At 38.3% G+C, this 20,737-nt stretch carries 14 protein-coding genes; 7 read left to right on the forward strand and 7 right to left on the reverse strand.

Annotation, left to right across the window (positions count from 1 at the left end; translation table 11 throughout):
- The first annotated feature begins 942 nt into the window (after positions 1–942).
- The 6 genes from AC2A07_RS04415 to AC2A07_RS04440 all read left to right on the forward strand — a co-directional run bounded on the left by AC2A07_RS04415 (position 943) and on the right by AC2A07_RS04440 (position 10,672).
- A complete protein-coding gene (locus AC2A07_RS04415) occupies positions 943–3,813 on the forward strand; it encodes a hypothetical protein (protein WP_484049380.1) in 2,871 nt (956 codons plus the stop codon).
- Between the two features lie 22 nt (positions 3,814–3,835).
- Positions 3,836–7,672: a DUF6443 domain-containing protein gene (locus tag AC2A07_RS04420; RefSeq protein WP_484049381.1), complete on the forward strand. Its 3,837-nt coding sequence runs from the start codon at positions 3,836–3,838 to the stop codon at positions 7,670–7,672.
- Positions 7,663–8,367, forward strand: a complete 705-nt coding sequence (locus AC2A07_RS04425) for a hypothetical protein (protein ID WP_484049382.1) — start codon at positions 7,663–7,665, stop codon at positions 8,365–8,367. Before AC2A07_RS04420 ends, AC2A07_RS04425 begins: the two co-directional genes overlap by 10 nt.
- 370 nt (positions 8,368–8,737) lie before the next feature.
- Positions 8,738–9,607, forward strand: coding sequence for a hypothetical protein (locus AC2A07_RS04430; protein ID WP_484049383.1), 870 nt, complete (start codon positions 8,738–8,740; stop codon positions 9,605–9,607).
- 38 nt (positions 9,608–9,645) lie between these two features.
- A complete protein-coding gene (locus tag AC2A07_RS04435; protein WP_484049384.1) occupies positions 9,646–9,903 on the forward strand; it encodes a hypothetical protein in 258 nt (85 codons plus the stop codon).
- Between the two features lie 355 nt (positions 9,904–10,258).
- Entirely contained in the window at positions 10,259–10,672 is a 414-nt protein-coding gene (locus AC2A07_RS04440) for a helix-turn-helix transcriptional regulator (protein ID WP_314499690.1), read from the forward strand.
- 170 nt (positions 10,673–10,842) lie between these two features.
- Here AC2A07_RS04440 and gldG read toward each other — a convergent pair whose 3' ends face one another.
- The 5 genes from gldG to kbl all read right to left on the reverse strand — a co-directional run bounded on the left by gldG (position 10,843) and on the right by kbl (position 16,020).
- Positions 10,843–12,510, reverse strand: a complete 1,668-nt coding sequence (gene gldG / locus AC2A07_RS04445; protein WP_314499689.1) for a gliding motility-associated ABC transporter substrate-binding protein GldG — start codon at positions 12,508–12,510, stop codon at positions 10,843–10,845.
- A gap of 4 nt (positions 12,511–12,514) precedes the next feature.
- Positions 12,515–13,243 (reverse strand): ABC transporter permease subunit, encoded by a 729-nt coding sequence (locus AC2A07_RS04450; protein WP_484049385.1) that lies wholly within the window; start codon positions 13,241–13,243, stop codon positions 12,515–12,517.
- A gap of 181 nt (positions 13,244–13,424) precedes the next feature.
- Positions 13,425–13,979, reverse strand: a complete 555-nt coding sequence (locus tag AC2A07_RS04455) for a CopD family protein (RefSeq protein WP_484049386.1) — start codon at positions 13,977–13,979, stop codon at positions 13,425–13,427.
- 172 nt (positions 13,980–14,151) lie between these two features.
- Positions 14,152–14,604, reverse strand: a complete 453-nt coding sequence (locus AC2A07_RS04460) for a toxin-antitoxin system YwqK family antitoxin (protein WP_484049387.1) — start codon at positions 14,602–14,604, stop codon at positions 14,152–14,154.
- Positions 14,605–14,823: 219 nt separating this feature from the next.
- Positions 14,824–16,020: a glycine C-acetyltransferase gene (gene kbl / locus AC2A07_RS04465; protein ID WP_484049388.1), complete on the reverse strand. Its 1,197-nt coding sequence runs from the start codon at positions 16,018–16,020 to the stop codon at positions 14,824–14,826.
- Positions 16,021–16,181: 161 nt separating this feature from the next.
- Between kbl and AC2A07_RS04470 the strand changes: the two genes are divergently transcribed.
- Positions 16,182–17,072, forward strand: coding sequence for a cupin-like domain-containing protein (locus AC2A07_RS04470; protein WP_484049389.1), 891 nt, complete (start codon positions 16,182–16,184; stop codon positions 17,070–17,072).
- Positions 17,073–17,139: 67 nt separating this feature from the next.
- On the opposite strand, the gene AC2A07_RS04475 is transcribed toward AC2A07_RS04470, so the two are convergent.
- Together AC2A07_RS04475 and dacB are read right to left on the reverse strand one after the other, a co-directional pair.
- On the reverse strand, positions 17,140–19,053 hold the full coding sequence (locus AC2A07_RS04475; RefSeq protein ID WP_484049390.1) for a M1 family metallopeptidase: 1,914 nt from the start codon (positions 19,051–19,053) through the stop codon (positions 17,140–17,142).
- 162 nt (positions 19,054–19,215) lie between these two features.
- The gene (gene dacB, locus AC2A07_RS04480; RefSeq protein ID WP_484049391.1) at positions 19,216–20,685 is read right to left on the reverse strand and encodes a D-alanyl-D-alanine carboxypeptidase/D-alanyl-D-alanine endopeptidase; all 1,470 of its coding nucleotides are present in this window, start codon (positions 20,683–20,685) and stop codon (positions 19,216–19,218) included.
- Between the last annotated feature and the right edge of the window lie 52 nt (positions 20,686–20,737).

Raw genomic sequence — 20,737 nt, forward strand, 5'->3', positions numbered from 1 at the left:
AATTCTGTTATTTTCCAACGCAAAGTTTATTTAAGTACTGCATCATTAAAGGAGCAAAGAAAGGGAATCAATAAAATTGATTCTTATAAAGCTCGCTTCATCAGCGGCTACGCCGCCCCTCTTTGCTCCTTAAAACTAAGCAGCTTGCATAATAAAACTTTGCGTTAAGAAAATTTAATTATACAATTTCATTACAAGCCAGGATTTTCTGGGTTTAGATTCCTCCGGAAATCGAAGATTCGATGAAATCAAAGACAACTGTGTGCTGAGAGTTGAGTATGTTTACTATTTTAATTGATTCGCTATTTTCAAACGCAAAGCTTTATTTAAATAAAGTATAATTAAAGGAGCAAAGAAAGGAATCAATGAAATTGATTCTTATAAAGCGAGCTTCATAAGCGGCTACGCCGCCACTCTTTGCTCCTTTAATTTAGCAGGTTGTATGATAAACTTTGCGTTTAAAAGACAGTTTAATAAGTTTCGCAGATCATCAAGACTAACTACCAATTGATTCAGACAAAAACTTTTTTTAAACACGTCAGGTTCTGTCGCCTCTCCAATTTATTTTTGCAGTCAATATTAAATTTGGATGAAATATCCCCACAACTACTGTCATATCCGTTAAAAAAAAGTTAAATTCGCCGCAAAAATAATTAAAAACTCAAATTATGAAAAAAACTTTACATGAATACTCTCTGCACTAGAAATCTGTCAGTCAGGATTTATTCTCCAAATCACATCCCCACTGATGCGCAATATCCCCGATGGAAATTTGAATCTGAGTACCCCTTAAGGTTTTAATCCTCTATGAAAGGAGCTTCAGAAATAATAAATAACAGTGATTATTAATCATAACCTGATTCAGGAGCTTATCTGATGAAGGTCAATAAGAATACCCGTAAAACAGCAAATGTTGAAAAAATCATATAATAAAATACAGTAATGAAAAAAATTATCACCCTACTGAGTCTGATGACAGGAATTGTGCCTATCTATAATTTTGCACAGCAACAACCCATTTCAGGCATTAACTTTGGAGATTTACCAAGACCCGTACCATCGGCTTCTTCTCTGGTAACTTATACAGATGCGCCGGTGTCCCTGTCAACAGGAGTTCCGGATATCAGTTTTCCCTTATTGAAGTTATCCTCAAGGGATAAGAATATAGCCGCCAATTTATCCCTGCAGTACCACCCGCTGAATACCGATGCATCAGAAGCGGGAAGTGAAGTCGGGATCGGTTGGTCTATGTTTGCGGGAGGGGTTATATCAAGAGAGGTCGTTGATGATCTGGATGAGCGGTTTGACGATTCAGGTTCCGCTAACTATAAAAAAAATGTTTTTAATGATATCTATTATTATAATCTTCCGGGGATCTCCGGAAAGTTCAAGATTGAAAGGAATACCGATACCAATACTTTCAGTCTCATTAATCTGACTCCCAATAATATTAAAATTGAATATACCAGAACCGGCAATACAGCAACGCTGGTAATCAATTCATTCACAATAACAGATGACAGCGGGTACAAATACATTTTTAATGAATACAGCCAGAGCAGAAGCTACAACAGGCCGCTGGCCTCCGGCAGCCTTTTTAAATCCGCTTTTTACCTGACGCAGATTAAGAATGCAGAAAACGCAGAGCTTTTAAGCTATTCTTATCAGAAAGATTATAAAAATAATCCGGGCACCGGTGAGCTGCTCTACCAGTCGTGTAAACTGAAAACCATCGTATCTCCCGGATCGGGATCCATAGGGATGGATTATCACTACGACCCCTCTCTGGAAGGAAGCATGAATGATCCCTACAGTATCACAAAAATTTCGCTTAAGAATAATAATGACGGGCTCATTTCACAGTATGGTTTTGAGTATGCCATTCAGGTTGAAAATAAACGGACTCTTACGAGGATCAATAAAATAAATTTATCCAATCCTGCAGGAGCCCCTCTTGAAACAACAAAACTTTTATACAGGGATTATCATTTCAACAATACCTCAGGAGAAAGAATCTGCTCGTCAGATCCTCAGGATTTTATCAGCAACACTGTGGGAACCCTTTACAGGGTTATCCTGCCTGCAGGAGGAATGGCGGAATATAATTTTGAAGCCAACCAGTATTATCTGAATAAAAACATACCGAACTATGTAACACCGGAAAGTTTTTCAGATCCTGAAGTCCAGGTCATTGAGCTGTTTGCAGGGATTAACTTCAATGTTCCCAGCGGTACCACAGGGACCTATACTTTCCAGGTAACCGGAGAGCCGGGAAAACTGAAAAAAATCTATCTTGATCTTGATGCTGTCAAATACTATCCGTCATTTGGAACTGCTGATCTTCCGTCATTCATTGACTACACTATTGATCATGATCCTAATCTTGCCTATACCTGTTACAGCTATAATGATAAGGAACCTGAAGGAAGGGCATGGTCATTTAAAACTGCATTTCTGACCCCGGGGACGCATACGGTAAAAATAGCAGGAACGGGCGGACACGGAATGCTCAGTGTTTCTGAAATAAACAGCAGGCCCCTGCCCTACGAAAATGCCGTCAGTAACGATAAAAAATTAGGGATACGTATCAAAGATATCAGATACTACAATTCTGAGCTGGATTATGAGGCTAAAAAAACAGTTACGTATGATTACCGTGCTTTTAATGACCCTAACAGTTCAAGTGGCTACCGTTTTTATCCCGAAATGGAAAGTGCATCCTCTGCTTATGCTCCGGTTGTCCTTTATAAGAATGTGAAAGTGACCAATGACAGTGACCAGGGATATGTCAATTATTATTTTAAAAATCCTGACGACTATCCCAAAATACCTCATACCTATCTGGGGAATCCTACTCTCTTGTGGCCGTATTATAATATGACAAAATCAGGGGTTATGGATAAAAAGGAGGTCTATAACAGTCAAAATCAACTGGTATCGGCCGTTCTGTATGATTTCACGTTTGAAACCCTGGACAACATGCCGGAAGTTGCTGTGGAAGGAGGATTTACTAAAAAAGCATATGTCAAAAACACAAAGGTGACAACAAGAGATTATACAGGAAACAACAGGTTTGTTGAAAGTAAGGTAGAAACAGTGTTTAATCCGGTAAATTTCAAAACCGCTTCTGTTAAGGAAACGGGATCAGACGGAAACATTTCTGAAAAACTGGTTACCTATTCGGGAGGAACTCCCGGGTATCAGAATTTAGAAGATGCGTATATGAACGGAATTCCTGTAAAAACAGAGATTAAAAACAATGGGAAGACGGTATCCGCAACACAGGTAAAATATGAAAAACCGGGGAGCCTGTATCCTTCCTCTGTCATGTCGCTAAACCCGAATGACGGCAGCAGTAAAACAGTTATACAGTACGACGCTTATGATGCTGCAGGAAACATCCGGCAGTTTACCTCCAACTATAATGCAGCAACAGGTGCCGGCAATTCAGCGGTATTGATCTGGGGATATCATCAGAGCGTTCCTATTGCGAAAATAGAAGGGGCAAAACTGTCTGACATCGGAAATCTTGCTGATGAGATTGTTTCGAAATCTGATGCAGAAGTGGACGATGTATCTGAAACGGCACTCATACAGGCATTAGACAGCTTCAGAACCCATCCTGCATTAAAAAATTTCGTAATAACAACGTATACCTACGATCCGTTGGTGGGCGCGACAACAGTAACCCCTCCCACCGGGCTCAGAGAAATCTATAAGTATGACCGGAACGGAAGATTGATTTCAACAAAGGATGTCAACGGAAACATCATTAAAGATTATAAGTACAATACAAAACCACAACTCCAATAATTTCCCTTAAAGTGAGACAGTTATGAAAAAAATTATATCCATCATCTCTTTTCTGGTTGCGGCTTTGTTTCATGCACAGAGTTTAACGGGTTCAGAAAATTACATCTACAGCAGAACCTACCTGGAAGCAGTCACTTCAGAACAGCCGGCGGCTGCACAGATTCAGGAAGTTCAGTACCTGGACGGACTGGGAAGAGCGGTGCAGAGCATCGCCATTAAAGCATCGCCCAACGGAAAAGATCTCGTTGTGCCATCTGTTTACGATCAGTGGGGAAGACCTGCAAAAAGTTTTTTACCTCAGCCTGTAGATACCCAGAACGGGGCCTATATCCCGGGGATAGGTGAGAATTCAGTCAATGCCTATTACGGGGTTGCCAATGCCTATTCGGAGGTACAGTATGAAAAATCGCCTTTAGCCAGGGTTGAGAAATCTGCAGCTCCCGGTTCAGACTGGCAGATCAGTGGAACTCATACCCAAAAAATGGAATATCTTTCGAATGACCAGAATGAGGTAAAAAAATACTCAGCGACCACCAGCTGGAATTCTTCTGAGCAGATCAACGATGTCACCATTACCACAGCTCCTGACGGTGCCTATGCAGCAAATGGTTACTTCAATGCCAATACCCTGTATAAAATGATCACTAAAGATGAGAACGGCAATGAAACCCGGACATTCATCAATTCAAAAAAACAGACCCTGCTGGTCCGTAAGATCAATAAAAAATCTGACGGAAGTATCGAAAACCTCGACACATACTATATCTACGATGAATTCGACAATCTTGCCTTTGTCATTCCGCCCAGAGCTGCCGTTACTACTCTGACGCCCGCTGTTTTAAACAGTCTGTGCTACCAGTATAAATATGATAAGTACAACAGGGTTGTCGAAAAGAAGATCCCGGGAAAAGGCTGGGAATATACAGTGTATGACCAGCAGGGCCGAGCCGTTCTTTCTCAGGATGCGAACCTGAGGACAACCGGCAACAGTTTTGCAAAGAGAGGCTGGATGTTCAGTAAATATGACAGGTTTGGGAGGGTTGCATATACAGGCTTCTTTGCGAATACCGCAGAACGGAAGAATATGCAGACGGCACTGAACCTTATGGCAGCCAATGCCAACAATAACGAAACTCCGAGTACAACGCCGTTTACCCTCAACGGTCTGGCTGTATATTATACAAAAAATGCTTTTCCTACCGGAAGCATGACCGTCCTGGGAGTTAATTATTATGATGAATACCCGGCAGAAGCTCCGGAACAGCCGGGACAGATCCTGAACCAGAATACACTAGGATCCGTTCCTCAGACTGTTGTTTCCAACGGGTTTAGTTCCGTGAGAAGTACAAAAACACTTCTTACGGCATCATATACCAAAAATACTGACAATGACAGCTGGACCTCGTCATTCATGTGGTATGATATGGTAGGAAGGGTGATCGGAACCCACTCCATCAATCATTTGGGAGGCTATACAAAAACGGAAATCGAACTGGATTTTACCGGACTCCAGCAGAAATCCTTTGTTTATCACGCCAGGAAATCAGGTGAACAGGGCGTAACTGTAAAACAGCGCTATGTCTATGATGCTCAGAAGAGGTTGAAACAGCAATACCATCAGGTAAACAGCAGACCCGAAGAACTTCTCACTGAAAATACGTACAATGAACTTTCCCAGATTATCAACAAAAAAGTAGGGAACAATCTTCAGAGTATTGATTATGCGTATAACATAAGGGGATGGCTCACAGATGTCAACAGAAACCAGATGGGTATTCCTGATCTCGGAGGGAAATTATTTGCTTATAAAATCAGGTATGCTCAAAGAGAAGGTCTTGAAAATCCTGATCCTGCTCAGTTTACAGGAAAAAATGTAAGCCCGAGATATGATGGAAGTATTGCCGAAATAGACTGGAGAGCGGTAGAAACAATAGGGGTAAATCCTTCTTTAACGCCAAAAAGGTATGGGTATTCCTATGACAGTACCAGCAGGATTCTTGCAGGATATTATCAAAATCCCAATAATCCTTACAGTAAGGAGAATACAGAATCCCTGGATTATGACCTGAACGGAAATATAAGCCATTTATACAGAACCTCCGTAGTGGAATCGGGAAGTAATACCGCTGCGGTAATTGATAATCTCACCTACGATTATGCCGGGAACCAGATGACCCGCATTACAGATGCCTCCCAGAACTCTTCGGGATATGAAGGCGGCGGAAATACGGTAACGTATGATCAGAACGGGAATATGCTGGACATGCCGGATAAAGGCATCAGCTCGATTACCTATAATTACCTGGATCTTCCCGCTTCGATGGAGGTCCATAAAAACGGGAACGAGTATGTTTCTGTTAAAACACAGTTCAGTGCGGATGGCACCAAGCTGAGAAAAGAAAGTTCGGCCACGGTCACAGGGGTTAACGGAAATACCACGAAAATCAGTATAATAGACTATCTGGACGGCTTTCAGTATCTGTCTTCAGGAACGCTGACCCCGGTTGAGATCAGCACTGAAATGTTTTCGAAAAGAGCCATGCAGCCGCAGGCTTTTTCAGTCGATGAGAGAAAGATCCAGCCACCGACGGCCTCCAAAACTCCGGATCTGCAGTTTTTCCCGACTGCAGAAGGATTTTATGATTATGCAAAAGATCAGTATATTTACCAGTACGCAGATCAGTTGGGTAATGTGAGGGTTTCTTACGGAAGAAACAGCGCAGGCGTTCTTGAGATCACAGACAGCAATGATTATTATCCTTTTGGGATGAATCATTTAAAGACAGGAAATGCGTACTTTGCCCAGGGAAGCTACAAGAGTACCAAGTATAACGGCAAAGAGTTACAGGAAACCGGAATATACAGCTACGGCTGGAGAGAGTATATGCCGGATATTGGGAAATGGAACGGTATTGACCAGCTGGCAGAGAGGTATTTTTCTGCAAGTCCGTATGCGTATGTACTGAATAACCCGGTCAATATGTTTGATCCTGACGGAAGGGTGACCATGGCGGCGATTACTGAAGCAATGTGGGCTAATACACCTGAAAATAGTAATTCGTATTGGTTTAATAATGGTTCTGGATTTACCAGCTATGACGGAGGAGATAAGGGCGGTAAAGCTGGTGGAGGAAGTTTAGCCTACGGATCTACAGTGAGTTACGGCAGTATATTTACGATGGGAGACGGAATATACACTTTGCCACCATTAGTATTAAACGGATATGGCAGTTCTAAGAATTGGGGAGTCACCGTAAATAATTATAACAAAAACCACAATACCCTTTACAATGGTATTGCAGGAATGCAGTCTGCCTGGAATTATGCAAACCGTCCTTTCGATCCTTTGGGAGCGATAAAAGCAGATAGAGGACTGGAAAGTGTGAGTATACTTTCAGTGCCATATATGTTGTTAGAAGCAGGTCTTACCGAAGGTTTAATGAGATTTGGTATGAATGGTGATGATGCTCACAGCACGGCACAATTCACAACATTTCTCTACGCCATGAAAGCTCCAAAAGGTGTGAGTGGAGATTTAGGGATTATAAACAAACCAGCAGTAAGAATTGATCCGAATAATCTACCAAAAGCAGTAACAAGTGATTTTACTGAGATTTTAGCTGGAAGAGGAGTCCGACAACTTGATGAATTAGGAATACCAGCTATAACTCAAAATAGAAGTGGAATAAATTTGAAGTGGGTCGGAGCAAAAGAATGGAAAATAAGAGATATTCCTAAAACTACCTTAAATGGGAGTCGATTAGTTCAACATCCTGATGGAAGATGGGGGTTAGTTATTAATCACGATTATAAGAAAATTATACAAATACCAACAAGTTCAGCAGTCAAATGGAAATAAAGATTTTATTAGAAGAAAAAACATTATTGTCAACAAAATATATAAAATTAATTGGCAAAAAAGACTTTGACAGGATAGTAATTAAAAACAGTGATATTAAATTTCTTGATTTACAGTGTGGTGCAATTTTAAGTAAAGATTTAATTATCACAATATCCTTTAAAAATTATGAAAAAGATTATCTTTTTAATGTTTCAGATATTTTAATCAAAACACGAGAAATTATTTTAACAGGGATTCTTGATGATCCTTTATATCAATACGATCAGGGAAATATAGATAATTTTAAGTTGCTTACTTATAAAAGAGAAAAAATAAGATGGTATGAATTGAATGACAGACAAAAGTATTATTATTTAAGAGGTTGTTGCTTATTAAATGGTGTTAAGGAAACCATTGATAACATGAATCCCGTTATAATAATTGATCTATCAAAAGCCAAAACAGATTTGGATGTTTATTATGAAATTGGAAAAGCTTTTTTTAAATCATATGGTTATTTTGGAACTGAATTTCATTCTTTTAGAGATTGTTTAGTTACCATTAATGAATCAATGAAAAAAAGAGAAAAGATGCCTGTTTTAAAAATAAAAGGATATAAAAATTTTGAAAAGAATTTTTCAAACAATATTTTATTTACTGACTTTTATGAAAAATTCACCAATGTTGGTTTTAAAATAGAAAATTTAAAATAAATACTTAACTATATAAATTCTTTGATTTTAGGATACTAATAAATTTAACAGATTTAGTTTTCAGTTAAGGAGTCTTAAGTCTATACACTATAAGAAAAAAGACTTTGTCGATTTAAATTCAAAAATATTGCTTGGTCACCTGTAAAATAATTATATATATATGGAAGTAAGAGATATTATTATAAGAAAAATTATATATTGAATTTAATCCAGAAAATCTTTCTAAGTTAAGTTTAGGTCAATGTAAAAATTTCCCTCCTGCTCTACGAAGTTTGTAACTTCGTAGCAGATCATAAAAAAATTCTGCCAACTGGCAGAGAGGTATTTTTCTGCAAGTCCATATGCGTATGTACTGAATAACCCGGTCAATATGTTTGATCCTGACGGAAGGGTGACCATGGCGGCGATTACTGAAGCGATGTGGGGTCAAACTCCGGATAAAAGTAATTCTTATTGGTACAATAATGGTAACGGAGGATTTACGAGTTATGATGGCGGTGACAAGGGCGGTCATGCTGGAGGTGGAAGCCTTCCCTATAGCTCTACAGTAAGTTATGGAGGTGTTTTTACAATGGGTGACGGGACTTATACGATGCCACCGCTTATTTTAAGCGGATATGGAAGAGCTGAACATTGGGGCGGTGCAATAAGTACATATAACATCAATCACAATATCCTCTATAAAGGTATGGATGGCATGAGAGCCGCATGGAATAATGCTAATCGCCCTTTTGACCCGGTAGATTGGGTAAAAGGTGATAAGGGAGGATTGGAAACTGTGAGTATACTTTCTGTACCGTATATGATTTTAGGAGCAGTTTTTACAGAAGGTCTCATGCAGGCAGGAATGGATGGAAATACAGCGAATACGGTTGCCGAAACAGGAATGCTTCTTTACGCTATGAAAGCTCCTCAAGGTATAGCTAATAGATTAGGAGCTGTAAATAATACTAACAACATAGCAAACAGTGGTAAAAATATATGGACTGCGACAAAAAAATTAAGCTCTGTAAAAAATACTTTTGGTCATTGGAGTAAACATAAATCTGAATTTCCAGAACTGTTAAATGCAAAACAATATGTTGATGCTACAAGGAATTTTTTGCATAACACCCCTATGGGAACCTTGATAAAGGTTAGACCTAATGGTGAAGTATTAAAATATGATGCCGTTACTAATACATTTGGTGTTATGACTGCTGCAGGAGTTCCTAAAACAATGTTTAGACCTGCTGATTGAATGCAATACTGGTTAAGACAATAAAACAAAATTAAATAATGAAAGAACATAATTGTAGAGTTTGTGGATTGTACATCGATGATGCTCCATGGGGAGAAAATGGAGATTGTCCCACTTATGAAATTTGTCCTTGTTGTGGAGTAGAATTTGGTTACGAAGATTATACTATGGAATCAACAAAAATGTATAGAGAAAAATGGCTTGAAAAAGGAGCAAAATGGTTTGATAAATCAGAAAAACCTGAAGTTTGGGATAGAATAAAACAATTTGAAAATATTCCACTAAACTTTATATAAAAACTTAAAAATAAAGATTTAGGGGTTAATATTTCAGATCCTTACCGAGCGAGATTTGCTCCAAAATGGGTAAAAGATATGAATAATTTAAATTGGAAATAAAAATGTTTGTATTATTTAAAAAAACTAAAAAAATATATGTGTTTACACATAAAGATGACCTTTTCCCAAAAAACAGGAACATTTAAAATATAGTTCTTAAATTTGCCATACACTATAAAAAGCAAATTCATAACTAGCATTATACAGGAAATAAGATTATACAATATATTTTTTTAATTTTCACTGTATTTTTTTATCTTTACTTTCTATATAAAGTTGAACCTATCGTAAGGCTTTTAAAAACAGACCACAAATGGAACAGAAAATACATCAGGGACGAAATATCAAGAGGTTCAGGGAAATGCTGGGAATCAAGCAGGAAGCTTTGGCTTTTGATCTAGGGGATGACTGGAATCAGAAGAAAGTATCATTATTGGAACAGAAAGAGATCATAGATCAACCGCTGCTTCAGAGAATATCGGAAGTTTTAAACATTCCCGTTGAAGCCTTTCAGAATTTTAATGACGATCAGGCGGTCAACATTATTTCAAGTACTTTTTCTCTGGATAACGGCTCTATATTCAGTGCTCATGATACCAATCCAGTTTACAACCGTGTAGATACTATTTTAAAAATACACGAAGAAAAAATTGCGCTGTACGAAAGAATGCTGAAAGAAAAAGATGATGTGATGACCAGACTTGAAACCTTCCTGAAAGACAAGTAAAGTTAACAGGTTATTGTATTTTATACGACATAAACCTACTCTGTTATAATTTCGTCAGCAACATAATTATGAAGTATTATGAAGTGTTATGAAGTATTAACTTACTGAAATTCAAAACAGATTTATAAAAACAAAAAAAAGAGAAACTTCACGTTTCTCTTTTTGTATCTCTATCCGAATTTCTTCTTTCTCAGCCAGAAGAATAAACCTCCCAAAAGACCGATAATTACTAAAGGAAGCAGTAAATTAAACCACTGCCAGTTTGCTTTTTCATCGCTGATCCTGTGACGGTCGAGAAGTCGTTCTTCGATATTCCTGTTTCTCAGTTCGATCAGATTACTGTCATCCAAAAGATAATCCAATGCATTTCTCAGGAACTGCTCATTGCCAAACTGTTCGTCGGTCAGGCGGTCAACTCCCAAAGGCAGAGGCTCTCCTTTATGGGTTTTGTTTCTGCCGACATCACCGTCAGCAATAACAATCATTTTGTTTTCAGGACTTGTTGCCCTGAAACCGGGATAAGACTGCCTTTCTATTCTCGATGCATAGGCAGAAGAGAATTTTCCTTCCAGAGCAACGGCGAAAATCCTTGGGGTGCTTGGTTTTTCCATCTGTCCAAGGCTGTCAACACTCGCAATTTCATTAAGCTCCACATAATTCGGAACCTGCTTTAATAAGGTTCTTTCACTCGATTCAAAAAGAACATTGGTCTTAAACTTTTTCCCGCCCAGTGTATCGATTGACGTCGGAAACTCAAATTTTACAGGATTGATATTTTTTGTAATCGGGTTGTTGTTTTCAGCAATTCCAAGAGGAAAATACGGCCACGGAAGGCTTGTATACTGCGGGTTCCCTCCTACTTCTCCCGTAACCAGTTTCAGCAGAGCAAATTTCTTCACATCTTTTACCAGGGCAGGATTGATTCTCAGTCCGTAATTAAAAAAGAAATCGGTCATGTTGATATCAACAGGAAACGGCATCACTTTTTTGGATCTTGTCAGCGTATCCATCTCGGCATTGACGGCATCAATCATCCAGAGGGTTTTTCCACCGTTCATGATGTACTGGTCCAGAATTACTTTTTCACCGTCTGTAAATGCTTTTCTCGGTTTTGCAATGACCAGAGCACTCATCTGTTTTAGAAGAGGAAGGTCTGCCAGGGTAAGTTCTACATTATTTTTGGGGATCACAGGACCTGCATCGTAACTTTCTAGAGCAAGGTTCATGAATCCCTGAAATTCCTCAGGTCTCAATTCGTCCTGATTTACCAAAACACCTACTTTTTTTCTTTGGCTGGTGGAGACTGCTTTAATATTTGAAACTAAATTATATTCTAAATTTTCAATGGATTTTGTAAGCTGCTCATCTGCATTAATGTTCGCCTGCTGTACAACCAGAGGTATTGAAGCCCCACTCCTCCCCTGTTTTACTACTGCATAAGGGAAAAGATAAATCTGGGAAACCTTCCCGTCTTTGATATCAGGAAGAACGGAAGGCTGCATTCCCATCGCCATCAAAGTATCCTGGGACATTTTGGTTTTGATGGGATCAATAAATTTAAAGTCTATTTTGGGATTGATCTTCCTGAATTCTTCGAGCATAAATCTTGTCTCGTTCTGCAGCTGCTTAAAGCTGGCCGGAAAGTCACCTTCCAGATAGACGTCGACCGTTACCGGCTTTTTGATTGATTCTAAAACTTTGACCGTACTTTCTGAAAGTGTATATCTCTTTTCTTTGGTTAAATCCAGCCGAATGCCTGAAAATACCAGAATGACGGTTAAAGGTAAAACGACAAACAGTAAAATTCCGAATGGAGATTTAAGTGATATCTTGTTCATGCTTCTACTTCTTTTTAGTGATAAAATGATTGGACAGTGCTAAGGTGAGGCCGATGACAAAAACAAAATAGGCAACGTCTTTAAAATCGATCAGTCCTCTTGTAAAACCTAAGAAATGCTGGTAAAAACCAACATTCTGAAGAATAAAATCTGCACCTCCCAACAGTTTATAACTTGCCAGCTGCTCGATCCCGAAATACATGATGAAACACATAAACACTCCAAGCAGATAGGCCATGATCTGATTCTGGGAAACCGATGATGCCAAAATTCCCACTCCTGCAAAGGCCGCAATCAGGATGATCAGCCCGAAATAGCTCCCAAAGGTCATTCCCAAATCAATATTTCCTTCAGGAACACCTAAAACATATACCGTATATAAGTAGATCAGCGATGGAATCAGACATAAAATACCGACGATCCATACTGAAAGAAATTTACCGGAAACCAGTTCAGAAACTTTCAGGGGTTGGGAAAAGAGCCAATTGAGTGTTCCCGTCTGCTGTTCTTCAGCAAAAGTTTTCATCGACAGTGCCGGGATGATAAACATCAAAAGCCACGGTACCAGTACAAAATAACTCTGTAATGAAGCGAGCCCGATGTCGAAAATATTAGATTCATTCTCGAAAAAAAACAGGAACAAGGTCGTTATCAGACTGAAAGCTGCAATGATCACCCATGCGCTCCAGTTTCCGAAATAACTCCAAAGTTCTTTTTTTAAAATTGCAATCATATTATTAGTTAGAAGTTTTATATTAACAATCTGGTTTTCAGATATAATAATTTAATTAAATTTCAATATCAGACCTCTGATTTTATAAAATTATTTCTCCGGTTTTAACCAAAGCTTTTTTTCAGATCTCTTCATGACAACCATAAGAGCTGTGAAAATTTCTGTTCTACCGATCTTCTTTTTACTTTTTATTTTTCTTACTTCTGTTCACCAGTTTTACGGTCATCATAATTAAAAATACAAGAACGAAAAATCCTGTAATTAATTGCCACCAGTATTCAATCACTGAAGATTTTAAAATAACGGTAAATACCACCAGAAACAAAATGAAGGTTGCGATCTCGTTTGCCTGTCTCAGTTTTAGATTGGCCGTTTCTAAAGTATCTCCATCAAGCTTTACCAGAAGGTTCACTTTTTTCCAGCACCAGTAGTGGTACATTGCCAGTCCGATGAGAAAAGTCAGTTTTAAGTGAAACCAGGGTGTCCTCATTAATCCGGTATTCAGAAAAATCAAGATTAAACCGCAGACCGCCATAATTACTCCTGCCGGAACGGTAATGATATTCCATAACCTGCGTGCCATAAAGGTATACTGCTCCCGAAGGATCTTCTTTTTGTCTTCAGTAAAACCATCCGTATCCTTATAGTACACAAAAATTCTGACGAGATAAAAAATTCCCGCAAAATAACTGACCATAAAAATGATATGCAACGCCTTAATGATGGTATAGAGCATCCTAAAAATTTGTGTGCAAAGATAATGATTTTGTTGATGTCTTTCGGGTAAAATAGAAAGTCAATCTCCTCTATTCATACTTTTAATCAATTTTAATTATGAAATATCCACAATAGTATCCAATAAATTAAATTTAGAAAAATACCCTTCTTAATTTTAGCACACGAATAGACTAACGCTTATTTTTATTGAAGGAAATACTGTCAACCTTTTTACCCTCCCTATATCTCTTACTGTATTTTAACTGCCCGTTCTCATCATAGTATTTCCAGTCACCGAAATAATACCAGTGTCTCTGTGCGTCAGAAATATCTAATTTTGACTGGCCCCTTTCCATGATTTTTCCGTTGGGATAATAAAGCTCTGTCTTCGTTACGTTTTTTCTGATTTTATCTTTCTGGTAAGGCCTATCTTGAAATGTTGTTCTCCAGACTCCCACCTTTTCGCCCATTTTATATTTTCCGACAGCTGTTAAAGTCCCCTGGTCAGAAGAATATTCCTCCTTCCATTTTCCGTGTCTTTTTTGCCATTTGTTTTCAACTTTTACATACTGATTGATGGGCTTGGTTGTACATGAAATAAGTACCGTCAGTACAAGAGCTGAAAGAATGGAATTTTTAACCATAAAAAAACAGAATTTCAGTAAATATAGAAATTCTGTTTTATTCTACAAGGGTAGAATTTTTTATGATAACCGGAGGTTATTCAACACCTGACTTAATAATATTAAGTTCTCTGTCCTTCGTGTAAAAGTACCTGATAATGAGATTGGAGATTTCAAAATTAAAATCACACTTATACACATTACACTAAAACACGTTTATGAATAAAACCTAAATAAGCTTTAAGAAATTACGCCCAAGTCTTTTCCTACTTTTTCAAAAGCGGCTATAGCCTTGTCTAAATGTGCTCTGGTATGAGCTGCTGAAAGCTGCACTCTGATTCTTGCCTTTTCTTTGGGAACTACGGGATAAAAGAATCCTATTACATAAATTCCTTCGTCCATCAACTTTTCAGCCATTTTCTGGGCTAATTTAGCATCATAGAGCATAACAGGAACAATAGCTGCATCTCCTTCCGGAATATCAAAACCTCTGGCTTTCATTTCTGTTCTGAAATATTCAGCATTTTCCATTACCTGATCACGGAGTGAGGTGTCTTCAGAGATCATCTCTAAAACTTTCAAAGCGGCACCCACAATTCCGGGAGCCAGTGAATTTGAGAACAGATAAGGTCTTGAACGCTGTCTCAGCATATCAATGATTTCTTTTTTACCCGAAGTAAATCCGCCTAAGGCACCCCCTAAAGCTTTTCCTAAAGTAGAAGTAATGATATCCACTCTACCCATTACCTCGTTCGCTTCATGAGTTCCACGCCCTGTTTTACCGATAAAACCTGTTGCATGGGAATCGTCCACCATCACCAAAGCATTGTATTTATCTGCAAGATCACAGACCCCTTTCAGGTCAGCAACGATCCCGTCCATTGAAAATACACCGTCCGTCACAATGATTTTGAACCTGTGATTCTTTTCTGAAGCAGCAATCAGCTGCTCTTCCAGGTCGGCCATATTGTTATTCTTGTAACGGTACCTTGCCGCTTTACAGAGACGCACACCGTCAATGATGGAAGCGTGATTCAGCTCATCAGAGATGATGGCATCTTCATCGGTAAAAAGGGGTTCGAAAACTCCACCGTTCGCATCAAAACATGCAGCATATAAAATAGTGTCTTCAAGACCTAAAAACTGAGCAATTTTCTCTTCCAGCTGCTTGTGAATATCCTGGGTTCCACAGATAAAACGTACTGATGACATCCCGTAGCCATGAGATTCTATCATATCCTGGGAAGCTTTCATAACTTCCGGATGATTGGAAAGTCCCAGATAATTATTGGCACAGAAATTCAGCAACTTCTTTCCGTTGGCTTCGATTTCAGCACTCTGCTGTGACGTGATGATTCTTTCCTTTTTAAAAAGACCGTCATTTTCGATATTTTTCAGTTCGTTCTGTAGATTTTCAAGATATTTTTCAGAGATCATTATAATAATTTTTTAGGTTCGCTAATTTAATAAAAAACGCTTTAACAGTTAAATTTTATCACTGATTATTGTAAATTATTGGCTTAACCAGGAATTTTAAACAAATAGTCTACTTATTTTATAGGATAATATTTTATATTTGTTCACTCAAAATACATTATATGAAATTATCTCAGATTATACGAGCGAAAAATATAGATGCAGATGACTTTTTGAAACAGTATATGAAAGCCGGTAAACCTATTATTTTAAAGGATTTCATAGAAGCAGACAGCCCGGCTTTTCAAAAATGGAATTATGAATATTTCAAGGAAATTGCCGGAGATACCAAAGTCAATGTGTACGGAAGCGAAATAGAATCAATTGACCGTGTTGCCAGCAAACCTGTCGGTGAAACTACTTTTGCAGAATATCTGGATTTAATTACTACAAAAATCACAGAGCACCGTTTGTTCCTATTTAATCTCCTGAGTCTGAAACCGGAACTTAAAAATGACATCCATTACAAAGATATCACCAGGGGAAAAGTTCTGAAATGGTTGCCATTCATGTTTTTTGGCGGACAGGGCTCAATTACAAGAAATCATATCGATATCGATATGTCCCATGTTTTTTTATCTCAATTCCAGGGAGTAAAACGGATCTGGCTGTTTCCGTGGGAACAGTCTGACCTGATGTACAAACTGCCTTACAATTTTCACAGTCTTGTGAATCTACAGGATCCCGACTACGAAAAATACCCGGCATTAAAACGTCTGAAAGGTTATGAAGCAGTGATCCATCCGGGCGAAACCCTCTATATCCCATCTGGCTGGTGGCATTATATACAGTATGAAACGGAAGGCTATTCGGTCTCCGTGAGAGCGCTCCCATCGAGTGCACTTGAAAAATGGAGAGGTTTTAAAAACCTTGTGATCATCAGGCATTTTGACAATCTGATGCGTAAGATCTTTAAAGAAAAATGGTTTAATTACAAAGTGAAAATTGCCAATAAACGTGCGCAGAGGGCAATGGGTAATTTTGACGACCTTGATTTCCAGGTTGAAATGTAAACATTGAATTAATAGATAACAAAAAAAGATTTCCTTGGAAATCTTTTTTTGTTATCTATCGAATACATTATTCTTTTATAAATTTAATATTCAGTTCCTGAATCTTGATAAAGTAAATTCCTTTACCTAAAGAAGAGATTTCAATTTTGCGGTCTGTATTTCCTTTTTTAACCAGTCTTCCGTCAGCTGTATAGATCGTAAAATCAGTCTGCTTCTTAAGACCGGAAACAAAAAGCTCATCTTTCGCAGGATTAGGATAAACCGCTAACTGATTTGTTGCAGCCTCTGAAATACTTAATGTGTTGTCCTGAGTAACGGTTGAGTTTTTCTCCAGAATCTGATATTCGTAATTGAATTCTACGTTTGCTACCGGAAATCCGACGGTTTCCGTAAAATATTGATTGTTCACGGTATTATTTAAAGCAAAATAAGCAACCTGCCCACCTGTCCCGTTTACTTTTACGGGAAGCGGCATATCAAAAAAGCTTACTGATGCGTGGCTTTGCGTCTGCCCTGCTCTGAATGTCACCTGATTTCCGGTCTGCTTCCATCTGATATCGTAAGTAGGATATCCCTGACCATAGATCCAGTCATTGAAAAAACCTGTAAAATCTTTACCTGTCGACTGAAGCAGTGAAGCGTTCAAATCTGATGTTTTCACGTAATTGTAAGCTAAATTGGGTCTCGCATGATAATCTTTCAGTGCCTGATAAAAAACAGTGTCACCCAAAATCCATTTGATCATTCTTACCACATATCCGCCTTTTGAATACGTCAGTCTTCCGTTAAAAATAGTTCCTACACTTCCTAAACTGGCATCTGCAACATATACACTTCCCCCCGTTGCGCTCGTTATATAATTTTTCTCACCTAAAAGATAATTTAAAAATTCAGCATTGGTCATCAGCAGTTTTTCGTAAGCAACATGCTCCCCGAACGTAGCAAAGCCTTCATTAAGCCAGATATCATTCCAGAGTCCACACGTTACCTTATCGCCAAACCACTGATGGGCAAGTTCGTGGGCAATGAGCTGTTTGCTCCATCCGCCCATTGAAGACATGGTCTGATGTTCCATTCCTCCTCCTGCCGTAAATTCCATATGCCCGTATTTTTCATTTCTGAAAGGATAAGGTCCGAAATATGTTTCAAAGGTATTCATCACCGTTTTGGTCCATTCAATATTGGCCATACTCGTTGCATTGGAAGATGTTCCCGGATAAATATAATTTACAAAAGGAAATGGTGGGTTTCCCATGGTATCATTGAGCTTGACAAAATTTGTAATCGAAAGGGCCACCAGATATGCAGCAACGGGATACTGTGTTCTCCAGAAAGTCAGTTTCTGACCGTTCCCTAAAATAGTTTCGCTCATCAGTTTACCGTTGGACGCTACACTGTACTGTGACGACGTAGTCACTTTGATATCAAATTTCTCTATCTTATCATTTAAACTTTGCTTCGTCGGAAACCAATCCTGCGCACCGTAAGGTTCATTTAGAGTAGAAAGTACAGGGGTTCCGGCCTGTGTATTGGTGAAGAATGAATTATTACCGGTAGGAGGAGTTCCGCTGTACTGTATGGTCAGTGAATCAAGGACATTTGCAGGAAGTGATGAAGTAAAATTAATCTTCAGTTCTTTGGTTGCCAATTGCTGGAATGCCAAAGGCTGACCGTGAAAAGTCACCTGCGAAACCGTCAGCTGATTGGTCAGATCAAAATATATGCTGTTTAATGCCTGAGTGGGTTTGAAATGTGAAGTTACTGATCCTGAAATCTGAGCAACAGAAGGATTCAGCGATACATCCATTCTCTGATACTGCAAATCGTAATTTAAGGTATTCGGATTGGTATTTCCTGCATTCATTTTAGCGGTAAAAGATTTCATTTCTTTTGCCATTAATCCTTTCATTTCAAGGTTTTCCTGTGCAAAAAAAGATTGAGCCGCAAATAAACTTAAGCATAAAAGATAAAATTTTCTCATTTTTACTGAATGTATTGAATGTTTATAATAATTACTGTATATGGCCTCAATTTGATGATTTCAAAAAAGAACAATTCATTTCCAGATAATTAATTGATAAAGATAAAAAAAACCTTTCAATCTGAGACTAAAAGGTTTGTATATCGATAAAATTCATAAATACTATAAATCAAGAGCCGGCTGAAGAATTTTTTCAATTCTGTTTTTTACCATATCCACTGATCCTGAATAGTTATTGACAAGAATTGAAAACACCAGTGTTCTTCCGGTATTCGTCTTCATGTAACCCGTCAGGGCTTTTACTTTATTGAGCGTTCCTGTTTTAGCAAAAATCTGTCCGTTTCCTGTACCCAGAAACATTCTCTTAAGCGTTCCTGACTGTCCTCCAATCGGAAGAGAGTCAAAGTAAGTCTTGTAATATTTCTGAGTCATCAGCGAGGTCAAAAACTTCACCTGAGAAATTGGGGTAACATGATTGCTTCTGGAAAGTCCGCTTCCATCCATATAATTCAGTCCTTCCACATCAAAAGCCACATCTTTTAAATGCTCATTCACCACAATCTTTCCTGACTCTGAAGTCTGATCACCCATTTTTTGAAATCCTACCGTTTTCAGTAAAGCTTCAGCCAAACCATTGTCACTACGCTGATTGGTGTAATAAATGATATCTGACAAAGTTGGAGATTTATATGCTGAGATCATTTTTCTGATTTCCGGTGACCCGTCTGTCGTCTTTGGAGTCACTTTTCCTGTAACACCTACTCCGCTTTTTACCAGAGTTGCTCTGAAAGTATTCGCCAGGTAAGCAGGCGCATCAGGAAGCTTAGTGGTTAAAATTCCATCTCCTTCATATTTTTCAGCATATACCATCTGATTGGCATAAGGGGAAACATAAAAGTATTTTTTTTCTGCAGCCTGACTATTTCCTTTTTTAACGATCAGTTTTTCATTAGCAGGATTGATTTCCCGGGTCGTACCAACCGGCAGATAGTAATTATTGTTTTCTAACCACACAACATTTTCCGGAAGTCTCGAAATGTTACCTTTGAAAAGCGCTGTCTGAATAATAATATCACCATTTACCTTTTTGATTCCCTCCCTGGACATTCCACTGACAAAATCTGAAACGATTTCCTTATAAGACCATGCACCGGCTTTATTGGTTCCCATCGATGGATCACCGCTTCCGATAATATAAAGATTTCCGTTTAAAACACCATTTTCATCAATTTCTCCCGAATACTCCAACTGTGTCATCCAACGGTAATTTTCACCCAACAGATGCAAAGCGGTTTCCGTGGTCAGTAATTTTGTGGTTGAAGCAGGTACAAGCGGTGTATTTTCGTTATAGGAAGAAATCACTTTCTTCGTCTTGGGATCATACACGACAAATCCCCAGGTTGCATTTTTCAGCACAGGATCTGCCATCATTGTATTTAGATTTACATCTACAAGTTCTTTTGGAGACAAAAAAGCCTTTTCAATTGCTGCTGCAGGAGACGGTAAATTTAAACCACTTTTCTGACCTTCTGAAGATGGAGAATAAAGAACGGTTGCTACAGTAGATTGGGCAAGGAAAAAACCAGTGGCCAAAACTGTAAGACCTGAAATATACTTTCTGTAATTTATCATCAATTTTTTCTTTTGTTATATTTTGGATGGCATAAAAAATGATTAGTTAAAT

It is taken from the genome of Chryseobacterium sp. HNCC26DJ238, assembly GCF_057180465.1.